At 67.2% G+C, this 17,172-nt stretch carries 13 protein-coding genes; 4 read left to right on the top strand and 9 right to left on the bottom strand.

Annotated features, from left to right (window positions below):
- Positions 1 to 21: 21 nt before the first annotated feature.
- Positions 22 to 3,000 carry a two-partner secretion domain-containing protein gene (locus AC3WXD_RS25985; protein WP_492324961.1) on the top strand — a complete coding sequence of 993 codons (2,979 nt, stop codon included), beginning with the start codon at positions 22 to 24 and terminating at the stop codon, positions 2,998 to 3,000.
- 99 nt (positions 3,001 to 3,099) lie between these two features.
- A complete protein-coding gene (locus AC3WXD_RS25980) occupies positions 3,100 to 4,296 on the top strand; it encodes a fimbrial protein (RefSeq protein ID WP_492324960.1) in 1,197 nt (398 codons plus the stop codon).
- A gap of 23 nt (positions 4,297 to 4,319) precedes the next feature.
- Here AC3WXD_RS25980 and AC3WXD_RS25975 read toward each other — a convergent pair whose 3' ends face one another.
- The 7 genes from AC3WXD_RS25975 to AC3WXD_RS25945 form a co-directional block, all read right to left on the bottom strand.
- Positions 4,320 to 4,982, bottom strand: a complete 663-nt coding sequence (locus AC3WXD_RS25975) for a response regulator (RefSeq protein WP_020202770.1) — start codon at positions 4,980 to 4,982, stop codon at positions 4,320 to 4,322.
- Positions 4,983 to 5,387: 405 nt separating this feature from the next.
- On the bottom strand, positions 5,388 to 5,585 hold the full coding sequence (locus tag AC3WXD_RS25970; protein WP_029043556.1) for a hypothetical protein: 198 nt from the start codon (positions 5,583 to 5,585) through the stop codon (positions 5,388 to 5,390).
- 719 nt (positions 5,586 to 6,304) lie between these two features.
- On the bottom strand, positions 6,305 to 7,285 hold the full coding sequence (locus tag AC3WXD_RS25965; protein ID WP_492324959.1) for a fimbrial protein: 981 nt from the start codon (positions 7,283 to 7,285) through the stop codon (positions 6,305 to 6,307).
- A 60-nt stretch (positions 7,286 to 7,345) separates the two neighbouring features.
- Positions 7,346 to 9,964: a fimbria/pilus outer membrane usher protein gene (locus AC3WXD_RS25960; protein WP_492324958.1), complete on the bottom strand. Its 2,619-nt coding sequence runs from the start codon at positions 9,962 to 9,964 to the stop codon at positions 7,346 to 7,348.
- Positions 9,965 to 10,190: 226 nt separating this feature from the next.
- Positions 10,191 to 10,955, bottom strand: coding sequence for a fimbrial biogenesis chaperone (locus AC3WXD_RS25955; RefSeq protein ID WP_231401598.1), 765 nt, complete (start codon positions 10,953 to 10,955; stop codon positions 10,191 to 10,193).
- A 146-nt stretch (positions 10,956 to 11,101) separates the two neighbouring features.
- Positions 11,102 to 11,650: a fimbrial protein gene (locus AC3WXD_RS25950; RefSeq protein WP_020202775.1), complete on the bottom strand. Its 549-nt coding sequence runs from the start codon at positions 11,648 to 11,650 to the stop codon at positions 11,102 to 11,104.
- Positions 11,651 to 12,229: 579 nt separating this feature from the next.
- Entirely contained in the window at positions 12,230 to 13,018 is a 789-nt protein-coding gene (locus tag AC3WXD_RS25945; RefSeq protein WP_492324957.1) for a hypothetical protein, read from the bottom strand.
- A gap of 436 nt (positions 13,019 to 13,454) precedes the next feature.
- Between AC3WXD_RS25945 and AC3WXD_RS25940 the strand changes: the two genes are divergently transcribed.
- Positions 13,455 to 14,087 (top strand): response regulator transcription factor, encoded by a 633-nt coding sequence (locus AC3WXD_RS25940; RefSeq protein WP_029043558.1) that lies wholly within the window; start codon positions 13,455 to 13,457, stop codon positions 14,085 to 14,087.
- 43 nt (positions 14,088 to 14,130) lie between these two features.
- Complete coding sequence (locus AC3WXD_RS25935) at positions 14,131 to 14,802, top strand: Hpt domain-containing protein (RefSeq protein WP_196812866.1); 672 nt, start codon at positions 14,131 to 14,133, stop codon at positions 14,800 to 14,802.
- A 200-nt stretch (positions 14,803 to 15,002) separates the two neighbouring features.
- Here the strand turns inward: AC3WXD_RS25935 and AC3WXD_RS25930 are convergent, their stop codons facing one another.
- The gene (locus AC3WXD_RS25930; RefSeq protein ID WP_492324956.1) at positions 15,003 to 16,067 is read right to left on the bottom strand and encodes a porin; all 1,065 of its coding nucleotides are present in this window, start codon (positions 16,065 to 16,067) and stop codon (positions 15,003 to 15,005) included.
- Positions 16,068 to 16,150: 83 nt separating this feature from the next.
- A complete protein-coding gene (locus tag AC3WXD_RS25925) occupies positions 16,151 to 16,960 on the bottom strand; it encodes a response regulator transcription factor (protein ID WP_020202780.1) in 810 nt (269 codons plus the stop codon).
- Positions 16,961 to 17,172 lie beyond the last annotated feature (212 nt).

Genomic DNA, 17,172 nt, shown 5'->3' with positions numbered 1-17,172 from the left:
CTGACAAACAAGGAAGAAGTCATGAACAAGAACTACGCATTGGTCTGGAACCAATCTCAGGGTTGCTGGAACGTCGCCAGCGAAGGAACGCGCCGCCACGGCAAGCCGGGCAGCGCAAAGCGCGCCATCGCGGCGGCCGCCGTGGTGCTCGGGCTGGGGGCGCTGGCCACGGCGCATGCGTTGCCGACCGGGCAGTCGATCGTGTCCGGCAGCGGCGACGTGCAGGTCTACAACGGCGGCAGGAACATGACGGTCAATCAGCAGTCCGACAAGCTGATCGTCAACTGGAACGAATTCAACATCGGCGCGGCCGAACGCGTCGCCTTCAACCAGCCCGCCAATACCTCGGTGGTGTTGAACCGCGTGGTCACGGCGGCCACCAGCAACATCGATGGCGCGCTGGATGCCAATGGCCGCGTGTTCCTGGTCAATCCCAACGGCATGCTGTTCGGCCGGACCGCCCAGGTCAACGTCGGCGGGCTGGTGGCCTCGGCGCAAGGCATCAGCGACGCCGACTTCCTCAACGGCAATTACCGCTTCGCGGGCAGCACCGGCGCGCAGGTATGGAACTACGGCACGATCAATGCCGCGCCGGGCGGCAGCGTGGCGCTGCTGGGCACGAACGTCAACAACACCGGCACGATCCAGGCCCTGCTGGGCCGCGTGGCGCTGGGCGCCGGCAACGACTTCACCGTCAGCTTCGATGGCAGCGGCCTGCTCAACCTGCAGGTCAACGGCGCCGCGCTGAGCGCGGTGGCGCAGAACGGCGGCGTGCTGCGCGCCAATGGCGGGCAGGTACTGATGACGGCGCAGGCGGCCGGCAGCCTGCAGCAGGCGGTGGTCAACAACACGGGCGTCGTCGAGGCCAAGACCCTGGCCGGCTACGCCGGCAGGATCACGCTGGACGGCGGCGACGCCGGCACCGTGCGCGTGGCCGGCAGCCTCAACGCCAGCGCGCTGTCCGGCCCGGGCAACGGCGGCGTCGTCGAGACCAAGGGCGCCGACGTGCAGGTGCTGGTGGGTACGCAGGTCAGTACCCAGGCCAGCTATGGCCAGACCGGCACCTGGCGCATCGGCACGGCCGAGGCCAGCGTCAGGCAGACGGGCAGCGCAGGCGGCAGCACCGTAACGGCCGACACGCTGGCACGCAGCCTGGGCACCACCAATGTCGAGTTGGTCAGCAATACTGGCAATCTCTCGGTCTACGCGCCCGTGGCCTGGAGCAGCGGCAACAAGCTGGCGCTGACCGCGGCCGGCGACGTCAACATCAACGGCGTCGCGCTGACGGCCAGCGGCGCGGGCTCCGGCATGGAGATCAACTATGGCGCGGGCAATGCCCTGAAGCTGAACAACGGCGCCGTGGTGACGTTGTCCGGCACCGGTGCCTCGTTCAAGTCGAACGGCTACTTCTATGACGTGATCCAGAATTTCTCCCAGTTGCAGAACGTCAACAACAACCTGGGCGGTTATTACGTGGTCGGCACCGATTTTCGCGGTGCCTACATGACGCCGATCGGTTCCAGCCAGGTCTTCTCCGGCATCTTCGAGGGCCTGGGCCATACGCTGAGCGACATCAGGGTGAGCGGCACGGGGCCGTATGTCGGCCTGTTCGGCATCTCGTCCGGCCGCATCAGCAACCTGAACCTGGCTTCGCTTACGGCCGTCGGCCCCTCCGGCTGGCCCGCGGGCGGGATTGCGCTGGTGGGCGGGCTGGCGGGCGCGAACTTCGGCCAGATCAACAACGTCAACGTCACCGGCGTGAAGGTGGACGGCAACGTCTACGGCAGCAGCGGCGCCACGACGGGCGGCCTGGTCGGGATGAATTTCGGCACCATCGACACCGCCAAGGTGGCAGGCACCGTGTCGGGCAACGACTACAGCCAGGCCGTCGGCGGTCTGGTCGGCGAGAACTTCGGCCGCGTGATCAACAGTCAGACCAACGTCAGCCTGATGAACCGCATGTCGCACAACCTGTCCGGCAGCGTGGGCGGACTGGTCGGGATCAACAACGGCGACGGCACGGGCGGCAGTGCCGCTGGTTTCATCGCCGACTCCTCGAGCCTGGGCACTATCACCAACTACGCGGGCGGAGCCAATTACGGCGGGCTGGTCGGCTACAACCGTGGCGGCACCATCGCGAGCAGCTTCTTCGCCACTGGCTCCGTCAACGCCACCGGCGGTTATCTCGGTGGCCTGGTCGGCCGCAATGAGGGTGGCTCGATTACCGGCTCCTACGCCAGCGGCAGGGTGACCGGTTCCGGCGCGGCCACGGTGGGTGGCCTGGTGGGCTGGAATCAGGCGGGCAACCTGACCGATGTCCGGGCCAGCGGCGTCGTCGAGAACCGCAGCGGCGTCAGCGTGGGCGGGCTGGTTGGCACGCATGACGGCGGCACCATCCTGAATGCCGAGGCCGCCGGCGAGGTCTACGGCGGCAGCGGCGCCCGCGTGGGCGGGCTGGTTGGCAGCAGCAATGGTGGTGCCATCGTCGGCGCGCTGGCGACTGGCAATGTCTGGTCCGGCAGCAACAGCCACGTCGGTGGCCTGGTCGGCTACAACGCCGGCGACTTGCAGGGGGTGGAAGCCCGCGGCAATGTCTCTAGCGGCAGCAACAGCTACGTCGGCGGGCTGGTCGGCACCAACAACACGAGCCTCGACCCGACCGCCATGGCGATTTCCGGCGTGGCCAGCGGCAGCGTCACAGGCCAAAACTACAGCATGGTAGGCGGCCTGGTCGGCCAGAACAACGGCCGCATCCTCGGCGCCTCGGCCTCGGGCTCGGTCAAGGGCGGCAGTTATGCATCGCTGGGCGGGCTGGTCGGCGTGAACAACGGCGTGGTCGAGTATTCGCAGGCGAGCGGCAAGGTCAACGCCACGGCCTACTACGGCCAGAACGGCGGTGGGCTGGTCGGCGTGAACTATGGCCGGATGAGCTACAACGCCGTCTCCGGTGACGCCGCGCTGGTGCCGCTGGCGGGCCGCAACTTCGGCACCATCGAGTAAGGCGCCGAGGCTGGCCGGCCGCCTGTCCGCCTGGTGCAGGCCGGACGGGCGCGCCGGCCCCTGAAATTGCCTCGCAGTAAGGAGGCCATGGAGAATGGCATGAACAGGAACGAATTGCCGGGCGCCGGGCGCGCCCCGTCACCGCGCTGGCTCGCTGCCGTGCCGCTGCTGTCGCTCGGGGTTGCATTGGGCGTGGCCAGCGCGGACGTGCGGGCGGCATGGGTGGACGCCGTGACAACCGGTTGCCTTACGCGGCTCTCCGACGACATGGTGCAGCCATGGACGATCGTCAATCCGCTGACCAGCAGCACGCCGGTCGGCACCCCCCTGATGGCGCGGAACTTCAGCTTGCATACCGAATTTGCCTACAAGCCGGCTACCGTGCCCCACACGCTCGTCATTGCCGGGCACTGGTCGGTGGGACCGCTCGGATCGGACAGCATTGCGCCGACCAATATCGACGGCATCGGTCTCAAATGGATGACGGTATCGGGGGCTGGCGAGACACCGCTGCCCTTCAGTTCGTATCCGACGGCGTTGGCCGCCGACAAACTTGCGTTGATGATAAATGACGCGGTGGGCTCTGGAAGCTCCGGGCGTCTCTCCGGCTACAGGCAATACCTGGTGCTGACCAAGCCCGCGAATCTGCTGCCGCCGGGTGCGCTCCAGGTGACCAGGATCGCGGATAACCGGGAGGTGAAGCTTTATGCCCGGGATTTCCTGACCGCGGCGGCGCCGGCGCTTGGCACCATCGTCGACCTCAGCCAGGCGACTTCGGGCACCTGCAGTCTGGAGCGTGTCTACGACAGCACGGGCATCGTCAACCTCGGCGGCGGCCCGCCGCCGCCGATTCCGAACAAGTGCGACGTGGTGGCCAACCAGATCATTCCGGTCAACCTGGGTACCTTTTCGGTGAGGGATTTCCCGAACGCCAACAGCACCTCGACGCCGGTGCCGTTCGCCATCACGCTGAACAATTGCACGGCAAACGCCAAGCCCACGATCAGCTTCCGCGACAAGTCCAACAAGCCGACCACCGACAAGACCATCCTGCAGCTCTACGCGCCCGGCGGGCAGAGCCTGGCCGAGGGCTTCGGCATCATCATGACGAACAGGTCGAGCGGTGCGCGCATCGCCTTCGACAATCCGAACGTGGCCACGAAGTACGTGATGACGCGCTCGGGCGATACGGCGACGATTCAACTGCAGGCGCAATACCTCCGCACCGGCACGGTTGCCGAGATGAAGGCCGGGTATGCCGGCGGCTCGGCGGAATTCACGTTTACCTTCCCATGAGGGCGGTGTTGCGGCGCGGCCGCTTATCCCGCCAGCGAGTTCTCCGACGCGGCGAGGTTGCCGTCGGTGGCGTAGCGGATCAGGTCGGCGTCGCGCTTGATGCCGAGCTTGCGCATGGCGCTGGATTTCTGCGAGCTGACCGTCTGCTTGCTGCGATGCAACTGGGCGGCGATCTCGTTGATGGTCTGCCCCGAGCCGAAGCGGCGCACGACCTCGGCTTCGCGCGGGGTCAGCGGGCGCGACTGCGTGGCCGGCTGGTCGTCCTCCAGCATTTCCTTGATGGAGGGCGAGAAATACTTGCCTTCCACATGGGCCGCATGGACCGCGGCGAGCAGGTGGGACATGGCGTCGGACTTGCTCAGGATGCAGTTCACGCCCTGCTGCAGGATGGCCCGGATGACGCCGGGGTTGTCGATCATGGTGAAGATCACCAGCCGCAGCGCCGGGTAGCGGCGCCGCAGGAAAGACACCAGCGCGAGGCCGTCGCCGTACTTGCCGCCGGGCATGACGTAGTCGGTCACGAGCACGTCGCACGGATGCGCGTCCAGCGTGGCGATCAGTTCGGTCGAGTTGCTCACGGTTGCCACCAGCTTGGCGGCATCGATCTTCTGCAGTTCATAACTGATTCCCAGGGCCACCGCCGGATGGTCGTCCGCGACGATCACTCTGATGGAAAATTCTTGCATGTTTTCACTCCTTGACCCCGGCTGCCACGGCGCGGAACGTGGCAATGATGGCGGGTTTGACTTCGGGCGCGAGGGCGGACGCATGATGACCGAGGGAGCAGCCGTCTGACAAATCCTAAATGACTGTACGAGTTTAACGGGAATTTCCCCTAAACCGTTGGCAAGCTCCCTCCGGGGGCGGCGGTCATCCCCGTGCGAAGGTTAAAAGGAGAAACAATCAAGGAAGAGTCCAAGAAATTGTTTCATCGATGGGCGAGACGCGGCTCTGGCGGCGGCTGGCTTAGGAATGTTCTTGTTGCTCTCTTGCTGGCCAGGCTGTGCTGCGCAGCCTGGCTGCCGGCCGGCTGCTGCTTTGCGTCCCGGATGGCGCGGCTCGCCGCCGCAGCGGGAGACGCCATCCTCAATTCAATTGCTGTGTTCGGTGTCGGCTGTGGCGTGGCGGTCCAGCGCCACGCGCCATTGCTCGATGAATTCGCGGCGCCGCTGCGGCGAGATCATCAGGAAGTCGTTCATCAGTTCGATGAAGACCTGCTGATTCACCTTGCTCAGGTCGGAGAATTCGAGCAGCACGCGATACACAGTCAAGGGTTGTTGCGTTTTCACGGCAGGTCCTTCCGGCGGAAAGCTGGAGTCTTCACGCATTGCCGGTGTCTCAGTGGTGAGATGGAATGGATGTCCAGCCCGGCATGGCGGCGGCGCATGGCGAGGGCGCGGTTTCCGTGGATGGGCCCTGCGCCGGCAATGGCGGCGCGGGCAGGCCGGTCAGGGGTGGTGGCTTCATAGGGTTCATCGATCGTTCTTGGTATGAGTGGTCCGGCCGCGCGCGCTGCCTGCGCGGGCGATGCCGGCGCAAACGCGCGCGGGCAACGGCGGCGACATGCGTTCCAGGCCTGTCCGGAAGCGGGCCAGAGCGCCTGTCGACGGGGAGGGCTGCCGTGTTGCCAAGGGCAGGCTCAAGCACAGAGTTTCGGTCAATGACGTTTCCCTTTCTATCTGACATGAACGATATTTATGGCGTCCATATAGGGTGAGTATGAAATCGATGGCTATGCGCGCTTTGTGCAAGAACCGATTTCGGACAAGTTCGATGGTGGGGCCGGGTGGATGACCGGGACCGGCAAACGTGCGCCGGCGCAAGCCGGGGAGCCGGGGGAGAAGAGGTCCGCCGTGCGAGGGGGCGGGCACCGGAGGAAAAAGATGCCGGGGCGATGCCGAATCCGTGGGGCCGGGAACGTGGTCCTGGGGCGCCATGTCCGTCCGGGCGGCCGGAGCAATCGGATTCGTCTTTCAATACGGCGGCAAATGCCCGTGCCGCGTGGCCATCATTGATAGCTCATGGTGATCGTTGCCCGGCCGTTTGCCGTGCCCGCCCCGACCTCGGCCTCGGTCTGTATGTAGCGTGCGGTCAGGGCAATGTCGAACGGGCCGTTCGCCGCCAGGCCGGCGGGCCACTGGTTCGGATTGGCCGGGTCGCGGGAATCGGCGCCGTACTTGAGCACGGTGCCGTCCTTGCGTATCTGGATGCCCACGCCTTTCGCCGTCGATCCCGGCGACAGCTTGAGCGTATCTCCGCGGTTGGCCAGATCGTTCGCGTCGGTCAGCGTCGCATGGATGTTGGTCTCGGTCCCGGCACTGCCGCCGGCGCAGGATAGCCTGACGTGGAATGGCTGGTCGTCCGAAGCCGAACCGATGCCCTTGAAACGACTGATGTCGACCTTGTCCAGCGACACCGGGATATGGTTGTCTTGCAGCGAGCAGGTGGGCACGAGCGGCCTGATGAGGGCACCGTTGATCAGGAATTCGGCGGCCTTCACCGTGCCGTCATGAATCCATTTTGCCGCAACCACGCCGTTCAGCGTGCCACCCGCGGTGATCGGGCCGACCTTGACGAGTTCGACGACCAACTGCAAGGTGTAGCCTTCACTGAGGCCGCTGGCCGTGCTTGATTCAGAGTACGGCCACCATCTGGGGTCGAAGGCATAGCGCATCCGCAAGCCGATACCCTTGAGCGGCGTGGACAAGGTGTCGTAGGGTCCCAGGCTTCCCTGGCCGCCGTAATCGACCCGCAGGAGTTGGCAGGCCCAACCGGTCGGTCCGCCGTTTTCCGGGATGAAGTCGTGCGTCCCCGAGTAGAGCAGGGTGCCGTCCGCCACGTTCGGATTGAAGGCCGGCGGGTTGAAGTTGCTCAGCCTGTAGCGGAACGGCTTGTGATCCGTTGACGGAATCACATTGCAGTCGGCCATTGCATCGACCGTCGTCAGCGCGGAACTCAGCAACGCCAGCCAGAAGAAGAGTCTTTTCATGATGTCCTTGCCCAGGTTTCGATATGGCCAGTCAGGAGGCACGCGCCGCGCACGGCGCGCTCATCGGCGTACCACCGGCGCGCCGGTGGTCACGGTGGCCGCCGCCGTGGCGATGGACGCGCAGCCGGCCTTGATCTGCTGATAGCTGCTGCCCCTGTCCGTCTTCTTGCGCTCCGGCAGCGTGTAGTCGATGCGGCAGGCCGACGCATCGCCGCTGCCCCACGAGACCTTCAGCACGCCCTTGTCCCGGAGCCCGCGCGCGAAGATCTTGCCGGCCTGGCCGACCACGCCGACTTCCTGGCCGGTCTCGTCGCGCACCGACGCCCCGAACGGCAGCGCCGCATTGCCGTCGCGCAGCGCCCGGATCAGCGCCGAGCGCCCCGAAATGGTCTCGAACCTGAGCATCGGCACCGCGCCGGCGCGCGGCGCGACCTGCTGGCTGGTCTCGCGCAGTTCCACGTCGGTGGACAGTCCCTTCGGGTCGAGCGCCACCGTGTTCATGCTGTACGGCGTCAGGTACGGCACCACCGCGTAGCCGCGGCTGTCGATGCGCACGCCGGGCGCATTGGCCACGCGCGCGCCTTCGGCGGCGGGCGCCTCGACGATCGCGAAGGTGTCGGACAGCGGTTGCGACAGCGTGATGCCGCCGCGGTGCAGGACCGCCGCGCCGCGCACGCCGAGCGAGGCCTGCTGGCGATCGGCGCCGGCGCCCATGCTGCCGCTGAAATCCGCATACGCGCTGCGGTACAGCATGTTGGCGCTGCCGTCGGTGCTGGATTGCCCGGCGCCCGAGCTGTGGTTCACGCTCAGTCCATATGAGAAGTTGCTGTCGGCGCCGGCCGAGCCCGACACGGTGGTCTGCGCCTGCGTGCTGCCGCGGCTGTCGTGCGAGACGCTGCCCGTCACGGTCAGCGGGCGCTGTTTGCCCAGCGGGATCGTGATGTTGGCGTAGTACATCGTGCTCATGCGGCCGTCCACGCTGCGCTGGCGCATGGCCGACACGCCGAAGGCGATGTTCCTGTAGGTGTTGGCGTAGCCGACCGAATAATTGATGTCCGAGCCGCTGCGGTTCCAGTAGTTGGCGGTCGACGCGGTCAGGTTGAGCCGCCCGCCGCGCTCGCCGAGCTGCTGGCCGAGCGTGACCGAGGCGCGGTTGCGCTGGCGCCAGACGCTGTCGATGCTCTGGCCGTTCTCCGCGCGCGTGCGCGCGAGCATGGCCTCGTTGAGGCCGAAGTAGCCGCCCGTGGAGTAGCGGTAGGCGGCGATCGCCACGTCGGTGCGGGTCTTCGGCACCAGCTTGGAATAGCTGATGCGCGTGCTCGTGCCGCTGAAGCGGCCCTGGCCGGGCAGCGAGGTGAGCGCCTGCGTCACGTCCGCGCCGAGCGCGCCGAACGGCGTGTTGAAGGCCCCGCCCAGCATCGCCGAGCCGTAGCCCTGCGCCAGCGTCACGCCGCCGTAGCCGGTCAGCAGGTTGCTGATGCCGCGCTGCCAGGTGGCCTGGGCGAACAGCGGGTTGCGCGAGCTCAACGGGTCGCGCACCGTGCCGGCCACGACGCTGTAGCGGTTGACGCCGGGCCGCAGCGACAGCGGCACGGCGGCATACGGCACCGAGAACGAGCGCACCGAGCCATCCGCCTCGGTGATGGCGACGTTCAGGTCGCCGCCGTAGCCGGTGGCGTAGAGATCGTCGATCTCGAACGCGCCGGGCGCGACCGTGGTCTCATAAATCGTCATGCCGTTCTGGCGGATCGTCACCCGGGCATTGCTGTTGGCGACGCCGCGCACCGTCGGCGCGTAGCCGCGCAGCGAATCGGGCAGCATGCGGTCGTCGGTGGCGATGCGCACGCCGCGGAAGGCGGTCGAGTCGAACAGTTCGCCGCTGGTGTAGGCCTCGCCGATGGTCAGTTGCGAAGCCAGCTTCGTCAGGTCGCGCTGGGCATAGGTGGCGACGTTCTGGTAGACGCTGCGCCCGTTCGCGTCCCAGTTGTAGGAGCCGTTGTGGCGGAAATGCCAGTTGCCCGCGTTGAAGCCCGCGTTCAGGCCGAGGTAGCCCTGCGTCTGCATGCTGGCGCCGCGGCTCTTGAAACTGTAGACGTTGAGGTTGTAGCCGAGCATGCCGGTCGTCACGCCGGAGTCGAGCAGGTCGGGGCTCACGTAGCCGCGCGCGCTGCGGCTCAGCGAAACCTGCGGCACGCCGATGTCCAGGCGCTGGTCGCCGAAGTCCAGGCTCACGCTGGCGTCGGGCACTACCTCGGCAAGCGGCAGGCACGCGCCCGCGACCGCGAGCCGCGACGCCGTTTCGGGCGACAGCTTGCGGAAATCGATGCCGATGCCTTGCAGCAGCTTGTGGTCGAAGCAGGCCTGCGCGTCGCGATCGCCGTCGCCGAGGAGCCTGAACGGCACGTCGGCGCGGCTCACGCGGCTGCCGTTGACGTAGATGTCGAGGCTGTAGACGCCGGGCAGCACGACGTTGCCGTGCTCGAAGCGCGACAGATCCACGTGCCGGGCGTTGCCTTTCACCAGGAACCCGCTGTCGAACTCGACCTGCGCGACCTGCCTCGCCGCGGGCGCGCCCGCCTCGGCCAGTGCCTCGGACTGCCACGCGGCCAGGCTCGACAGCACCAGCGCGCACAATGGCTTGAGGCGGAAATGAAAGGCGCCATCGCGGGCGGGGGTCATGACTACTTGCTCCTTGATAAAGCCGTTGGCATCCGGCATGACCGGATGCACGGCCGAGCGGGGCTTGCCAGGGTCCTCCGGGACCTGGCCGCCGCCTGCCGGTGCGGGCCGTTCACGAAAGCCCTGGCTGCACGCGGCGGATACGGACTGGATCTGTTTGGAAAGCGGGAACGGTCCGCGCGGTCCCGGCGGGACTGGCATGGTTGCCAGCCCCGCCCGCCCGCGCCTACTGCGCCAGCCTGACCGCGGACGGCTGCTTGCCCTGCACGGCGCCGCCCCAGTCGTTGATGGCGCTGTAGTTGACGGATACGGCCGAGGCCGGCGGCGCCGCAAGGCCTTCGACCGCGAACGTCCGCGAGCCGCCGGGCAGGACGTAGCCCTTGCCGGCGTTGAGGTCCCGGCCGTCGGCCAGGAGCGAGATGCTGCCGAGGTTCACCACATACGGGCTCGGGTTGGTCGCTTTCAGCGCATATCCCTTGCCGCCTTCGCCGCGCACGAGCTCCCATGTGACCTTCGCCGGCGCGTCGTCGGCGCTGCCGGCCAGCGCGGCCGGGCGGAACATCATCTTGATGCGCGTGCGGAAGGCCAGTTGCAGGCGGTTGGTGTTTTCACCGAGCTCCGGCTTTGGCGGCACTTCGAGCACGTTGAGCCAGAACAGCGATTCCTTGTCCTGCGGCAGCGGCTCCTTGCTATAGATCACGCGCAGCGTCTGGCCCTTGCCGGGCTCGAGCCGGAACATCGCCGGCGTCAGCACGAACGGCACGTCGATCTGGTCGGGCGAGGCGTCGGCGTCGCCCGTGTCGATCCAGCTCTGCACCAGCGCCGGGATCTTGCCGTCGTTGGTGAGCCTGACCGTGACCTCGCGCTCCTGCGCCGGAAAGATGACGCGGGTGCCGGTGATGACCACGCTCGCCTGCGCCGGGGTGGCCAGCCCGCCCGCCACGGTGAAGGCCGCCGCCATGAGAGGCCCGAGAAAAATGGAGGGTTTCATCTTTGCTACCGATTGATTTGCTTACTTGGGCAACACGTTTCCTCAGAAGCCGTCTCGGCATTGCCGAGACGGCTTGAAAGGCCTCGCCTTGCGGCGGCGGGGTCAGGCGCCGGACCGTCTTCCGCGCAACGCCGGCCGGCTGTCGATCACTCGTAGACCAGCGAGTACCGGACACGCGAGTTCGCGGCGCCGGACGTGACGGTGCCGGTGCCGGTCGCGAAGTATTCGGCGAAGTAGTTCAGCGTGGCGCCATTGCCAACGATGTTCACGGCCGGCGAGTTCTGGCCGGTCAGCGCGGTGCCCGCGTTGATCACGCCCTGGGTGGCATTCAGCAGGCGGATTTCGACGCCGCTGGCGCCGCCTGCGTCCACGGTCAGGCGGCCGGTGCTGTTGACCGTCGGGCCGGCTTCGAAGCTGGTGGAAACCTTGGTGGCAGAACCCCCCTGGCAGCCGGAGAGCGTGATCGAGAACGGCGTGCGGCCGGCGGTGGCGCCCTGGGTCGACAGCGCGTTGGCCGATACCGGGGGCAGCGGCACCGTCACGTCGGTGGGGCCGTTGCTGCCATTGATCTGGCACGTGGTGGCGACGATGTTGCCGGTGATTTCGATCGTGCCGTCGTAGGCGTTGGCGACCGGGGCGAATGCAGCCGCTGCTGCTGCGGCGGCGATGGCAGAAGCAAGAAGGGTATTTTTCATGACAAGAAATGGGAAAAGTGGAAGATCCGGAACTACCCGTTAAAGCCCCGCTTGGTACAGAGGTAGTACTGCTGCGGTGCTCTGAATGAATTTTCGGATAAGTCAATATTCCGAACTATCTGACCAGAACGAGATTTGGACTTTAAACGTAGTACAAGTACTAAATATGGGATGGGTTTGTGTTGGGACAGATCGTTGCCTTCGGGGCGGCGATTTCGGCGGAAGTCGGAACCAAGAGAAAGCGCGTACGGCGCCAGGAGACAGGATAGGAGGCCATCCATGCGGTCATGGGAAGGACGGAAATCTCAAAAAAATCCGCCCGGGAGGGGCGGATGCTGGCGGGGGAAAAGGGGCGAACGATTTCAGCTAGCCATTGCAGAAATTTGGCAAGTCGCATGCGCAATGCGTGTGAATAAAATATTGCGCTGCGGGAAGCACTAGAAATATAGGATTTATCCTAGTTATTGAGGGAAATTCCTAACTCAATGATTTCATCTTCGTGCCGATAACGAAACAAATGCCGGCGCTGCGTATGCCGGCGCCCTCATGCAGAGGCGCCGCCCGGCAACCGCGCCGCCGCTACGCGCGCTGCCCGGCGGAGAACGAGGCGAGGTCCTCGCGGAAGGCCAGCATCACTTCCCGCTGCAGCAGGGCCTGGTATTCGCGGAACGGCGTGTCGAGGTCGAAAGCGGCCTCGTTGTAGGTGCGCTGGAGGAAGGCCAGCGACTCGGCCAGCGAGCGCGCCTGCTCCGACTGGTGCAGGCGCAGGCGCCAGTCCACCGCTTCGTGGTGGTCGGCCAGCAGGTTCTGCTGCTCGGGACACGCAATCTCGCCGACCTGCCTGGCCTCGTGGAAGGCGGCCAGGTAGGCGCAGATGGCCGACATGCGCCGGTTCGCCTCCGAGGCGGATTCGGCCAGCATGACCGCGGAGGCGGCGAGCTCGTCCGGCCGGCTGCGCGCGCGGCGCCGCTCCGGCGCGGCGTCCAGCAGGGGCCGCACCGCGATCAGCAGTGATGGTGGCAGCACGCGGTTGAATTCCCTGGCCAGCACGGCGTGGACCGAGCGCGTCAGGCGCGCGCAGTGGGCGATGTCGTCGTTGACGTAGAAATCGAGCGCGACGGCCCCTTTTCTTACGTCCGAGATCACCGCGCGCACGGGCACGGCGCTCGCCTCGCGCAACGCGGCCAGGCAGATGCTGGCGCGCGCCAGCCACTCGCCGTTGTGGCGCAGGGCGTCGGCCAGGCTGTCGATGGTCATTTCCTGGTCGGGGCGCAGCGTCACCACCATGCGCAGGTCGGAGATGCTGCCGCGGGTCGCGCGCAGCGGGTCGCCGTGGTTTCCCGGCCCTGCAGATTTGCTTTTCTTCATCTGGCTCCTTGGCGGTCGTTTCGAAAGGCCCGGGGCATGCCGCGCGTGCGCGCGTCCCTGGTGGCCGTCTGGCGTCCGGCGGGACCGCCGCGATGGGGCCGCCCCGCGGCCGTGAAAAGTCGAGGGATGAAGTATGTCGCAGCGGCCTTGCAGCTGGGCTCGGACATTTCCCGAACAGAGGCGGGAGGATTCTGCCGGGCCAGGGCGAAGGTGCCGTGCCGGCATGCGGCGCTTTCCGGCCGCCGCTGCGGCGCAGTGCTGCGCCGTCCGTGCGGACGCGACATGCCGCATGCCATATGGCGATCTTTCCGCAGCGAAAGCAGGGGTTTCCCATACTTGCCTCAGGCGCTTTATCGCAGAATCGGAAGACAAGGATCACGCATTCCGCGTGCTTCCGTGGCAGATAGCGCAAATTTTTCTGAACGGAGACTGCGCAATGACAACGGTGTTGATAGTTGACGATCATCCAGCGATGCGCATGGTCATTCGCACGCGGCTTTCGCAGGTGCTGGGCGTGAGCCGGGTGCTGGAGGCCAACAATGGTCAGTCCGCGCTGGACATCGCGAAGGAGTACCCGGCCGACCTTGTGATTCTCGACCTCGATATTCCCAAGGTGAACGGCCTGGAGGTCATCCCGCGCCTGCGGGCGATGCATCCGCACGTGCGCATCCTGGTGCTGTCCGGCCAGGATTCGCTGACGTTCGCGCCGCGCGCCATGCAGCTCGGCGCCAAGGGGTTCGTCAGCAAGCTGCAGGACGTGGACGAGATCATGCGTTGCGTCGATGCCGTGATGGCCGGCTACACGCTGTTCCCGCCGGAAGTGGGCGACGCCGAGGCCGTGCCGCCCGACCTGCGCGACGACAACGACCGGCTCAAGCAGCTGACCGACAAGGAGATCGTCATCCTGCAACTGCTGGCGCGGGGGCTGTCGAATGCCGCCATCGGCAAGCTGCAGTTCATCAGCAACAAGACCGTGAGCAGCCACAAGATCCACATCATGGCCAAGCTGCGTGTCGCGACGCTGGTGGAGTTGGTAGACTTCGCACGGCGCTGTCATGTGGTGCCGTGACGGTGCCGGAATTTCATCGACGCAGCTTCAAGGACTACGGATCATGCATCGCGCATTGCTAATCGGCGACACGACGGACTGGGCGGAAGACAGCGGCCTCGCCACCCTGATGGAGGGCCTGGGCTTCCAGGCGACCGCGCATGCGCTGTCCTCGCCCGGCCCGCTGGGCGAGGGGTGGCGGCTGGTGGTGGTGCGGCTGCCCGCCGACGGCGCGCTGCCGGCCGGCGTGGCGCCGGACCCGGACGGCGCCGGGCCGACCCTGTGGCTGGCGGTGTCGGCGGGGCCGGCCGACCCGCGCTTCGGCGGCACGCTGGCGGAACCCGTGCGCGAGCACGAACTCGTGCGGCAACTGGTGCGGCATCGGCTCATGCCGATCAGCGCCGAGGAGGAGGCCGCATTCTGGCCGGCCATCGAGACGCTGTCCGATGGCGACCCCGACATGATCGCGGAGCTGGTGAGAAGCCTGGTCGACACCAACCGCGACGACCTCGTGCTGCTGCGCGATGCCTGCGTCGCGTCCCGCTGGGACGAGGCCGCCTCGCTGGCGCATCGTTTCAAGGGCTCGGCGCGCATCCTCGAGTCCCGCGCGGTGGTGTCGCTCTGCGCGCGCCTGGAAGCGGCCGCGCGCCGGCGCGACGCCGACGGCGTGCTGGCCCTGCTGGCGCTGTTCGAGCCGGCCATCGAGCACATGAACGACTGCCTGGCGGAGCGATAGGGGGCGCAAGGGGGCGGGGCGACAAGGCGCACATGCCGCGCGCCGCCGCTGTGATGGCTGGCGCATGTTGCGCGCATTGCGCGTGCCGGCGCCGATACCGCCGCCGGACCGCCGAAAGCCGCACGCCCCGGTGCATGCCGTGGCATCGCACCGGGGCGTCCGCGGCAACCCCGCCAATCCGTCAGGCCGGGGCCGTGCCGTCAGAAGCGGTGCCGCATGCCGAAGCTGGCGCCGAACTGGTTGTCGCCCGGCGAGACCTGGCCGTTGCCGTTGACGCTGGTGTCCGACATGAAACCGCGCGAGCGGTCGGTCTTGTTCAGCGCGTAGGCCATGTTCAGGTACAGGTCGGTGCGCTTGGACAAGGCGTAGTTGCCCCCGGCGGAGAGCAGCCACGGGTCCGCGCTGGTGCCGCGGTTGTCCTGGTAGTACACCGCGCCGCTGAACGAAACCGCGGGGGTGAGCCGGTAGCTGGCCCCGGCCCAGCCCAGGTGAGCCGTGCCGTTGCCCAGCGCCGAGGTGAAGCCGAGGTGCTGCCAGCGGTAGCCGGCGAAGACCTTGGCCGGGCCGAAGGCATAGCTGGCGGCGATGGTGGCGCGCTGGTCGTGGCGGTTGCGCGAGGCGATGGTGTCGCCGTTCTTCTGGTCGAAGACCGCGCCCGCGGCCAGCGGGCCCACGGCATAGTTGAGGCCGAAGGCATACTCGCGGCCTACCTTCCAGTGGCCGGGGACTTCGCCATTCGTGCCGCCCTGGCCGTCGTAGCCGAAGCTGTAGAGGCCCGACACGGTCAGTCCGCCGGACTGGCCGCGGTACTTGATGGCGTTGTCGGCGCGCGAGCCGAAGTCGCTGTCCATGCCGTAGATGGAATAGCTGCTGACGGCGGCCATCGGGTCGTACTGCAGCGCGAAGTCGTACATCGGCGTCTGCTGACGGCCCAGCGTGACGGTGCCCTGCGGGGTCTCCAGCCCGACGTAGGCCTGCCGGCCGAACAGGCGGTCGCCGGCCCTGCCGTCGTCGAGGTCGAAGCCGCTTTCCAGCACGAAGATGCCCTTCAGCCCGCTGCCCAGGTCTTCCGCGCCGCGCAGGCCCCAGCGCGAGCCGGTCAGCGCGCTGCCGGACTGCAGGCGGTAGACCTTGTCGCCGTTGCCGTTCTGCCGGTTGACGAACTCCAGGCCGGCATCGGCCACCCCGTACAGCGTGACGGCGCTCTGCGCCCACGCGCCGCTTGCCAGGACCGCGGCCGCCGCCGCAACGATTGTCTTCTTCATTTCCTGATTTCCTCGCTGATTCCCTTGGTTAAGAAACTCTGTCCGGCGCGCGCCCGCGCCGGTTGTCGGCGCCGCTGCGCCAGCTACCCGGGCGCGCCGAGCCCGGCGGGCAGCGCGTATTCCCCGGGCGCCGGCGTCGGCGGCGGCATGCGCGCCGGCACGTCGCCGGGCGCGCCGCGCCCGGCCGGATGCCATCCGGCCGGAGCCGCCTCCTGGACGTCGAGGCGATAGCCCAGGGCGTGGATCGACGCGATGGTGATGCCGTTGGCGGAACGCAGTTCCAGCACCCGGCGCAGGCGCGCGATCAGCGCCGCCAGCGCGCGCGACATGGCGGGCAGCACGTGGCCCCACACCATCGTCTCGATGTGGTTGCGCGGCAGCACCTGCGAAGGCGAGGAGAACAGCAGCCACGCCAGGCCGAATTCCTTGGGCGTCAGGCGGATGTCCTTGCCGCGCAGCGTGGCGCTGTACCGGTCGATGTTCAGCACGTAGTCGCCGAGGTGGATCAGGCGCTGGCGGGAGGGCTGCGCGCTGTGGTGGCGGCGGTAGTGCGACACCATGCGGGCCAGCAGCTCGGCCGGGCGCAACGCGCAGCAGTAGTCGTCGGCGCCTGCCGCGAACGTCTCCATGATCTCGTGGTGGCTGGCGCCGGGCGAGACCACGATCACCGGCGTCTGGAAGGCGAAGGTGCAGCGGATCATCCTGACGACCTCGGTGCCGTTGCCGTCCGGCAGCTCGCCGGCGACCAGGATCATGTCGAAGACGTGGTCGCGCAGGTCGCGGATCAGCGCGGCCCGTTCTTCATAGCAGTGGCAGGGAAATCCGGCGCCCGTCACCAGCTCGGCGACCGGCTGCGAGCTTGCCGGGTTGGCATCCAGTAGTGCGACTTTCATATAAGACAACCTCTGAGTCTGTCGGCCCGCGCGCGGCGTCGCATGCGCGATGACGCCCGGCGGCCGAGGTACAAGGTAGCGTCAATGCCTTCGTACCGAGCCCGGAAATTTCCGCAAACAAGTCGGAATACTTCGGTTTTCTCCCCGCGCCTTGCGCAAGATCAGATCGCGGGCGCCGCCGCCGCCGCAAACGGCGTCCGCGCGGCGCGCCG

The sequence above is a fragment of the Cupriavidus sp. FW216-B1 genome, from assembly GCF_058789195.1.
This window is presented reverse-complemented; position numbering and strand designations above follow the sequence as displayed.

Bases quoted from the DNA above. Each gene is read 5' to 3' on its own strand.
- AC3WXD_RS25935 (WP_196812866.1), top strand. From the start codon at position 14,131: ATGCATCGCGCATTGCTAATCGGCGACACGACGGACTGGGCGGAAGAC.
- AC3WXD_RS25945 (WP_492324957.1), bottom strand. From the start codon at position 13,018: ATGAAGAAAAGCAAATCTGCAGGGCCGGGAAACCACGGCGACCCGCTG.
- AC3WXD_RS25925 (WP_020202780.1), bottom strand. From the start codon at position 16,960: ATGAAAGTCGCACTACTGGATGCCAACCCGGCAAGCTCGCAGCCGGTC.
- AC3WXD_RS25940 (WP_029043558.1), top strand. From the start codon at position 13,455: ATGACAACGGTGTTGATAGTTGACGATCATCCAGCGATGCGCATGGTC.
- AC3WXD_RS25985 (WP_492324961.1), top strand. From the start codon at position 22: ATGAACAAGAACTACGCATTGGTCTGGAACCAATCTCAGGGTTGCTGG.
- AC3WXD_RS25930 (WP_492324956.1), bottom strand. From the start codon at position 16,067: ATGAAGAAGACAATCGTTGCGGCGGCGGCCGCGGTCCTGGCAAGCGGC.
- AC3WXD_RS25965 (WP_492324959.1), bottom strand. From the start codon at position 7,285: ATGAAAAGACTCTTCTTCTGGCTGGCGTTGCTGAGTTCCGCGCTGACG.
- AC3WXD_RS25955 (WP_231401598.1), bottom strand. From the start codon at position 10,955: ATGAAACCCTCCATTTTTCTCGGGCCTCTCATGGCGGCGGCCTTCACC.
- AC3WXD_RS25975 (WP_020202770.1), bottom strand. From the start codon at position 4,982: ATGCAAGAATTTTCCATCAGAGTGATCGTCGCGGACGACCATCCGGCG.
- AC3WXD_RS25980 (WP_492324960.1), top strand. From the start codon at position 3,100: ATGAACAGGAACGAATTGCCGGGCGCCGGGCGCGCCCCGTCACCGCGC.
- AC3WXD_RS25960 (WP_492324958.1), bottom strand. From the start codon at position 9,964: ATGACCCCCGCCCGCGATGGCGCCTTTCATTTCCGCCTCAAGCCATTG.
- AC3WXD_RS25950 (WP_020202775.1), bottom strand. From the start codon at position 11,650: ATGAAAAATACCCTTCTTGCTTCTGCCATCGCCGCCGCAGCAGCAGCG.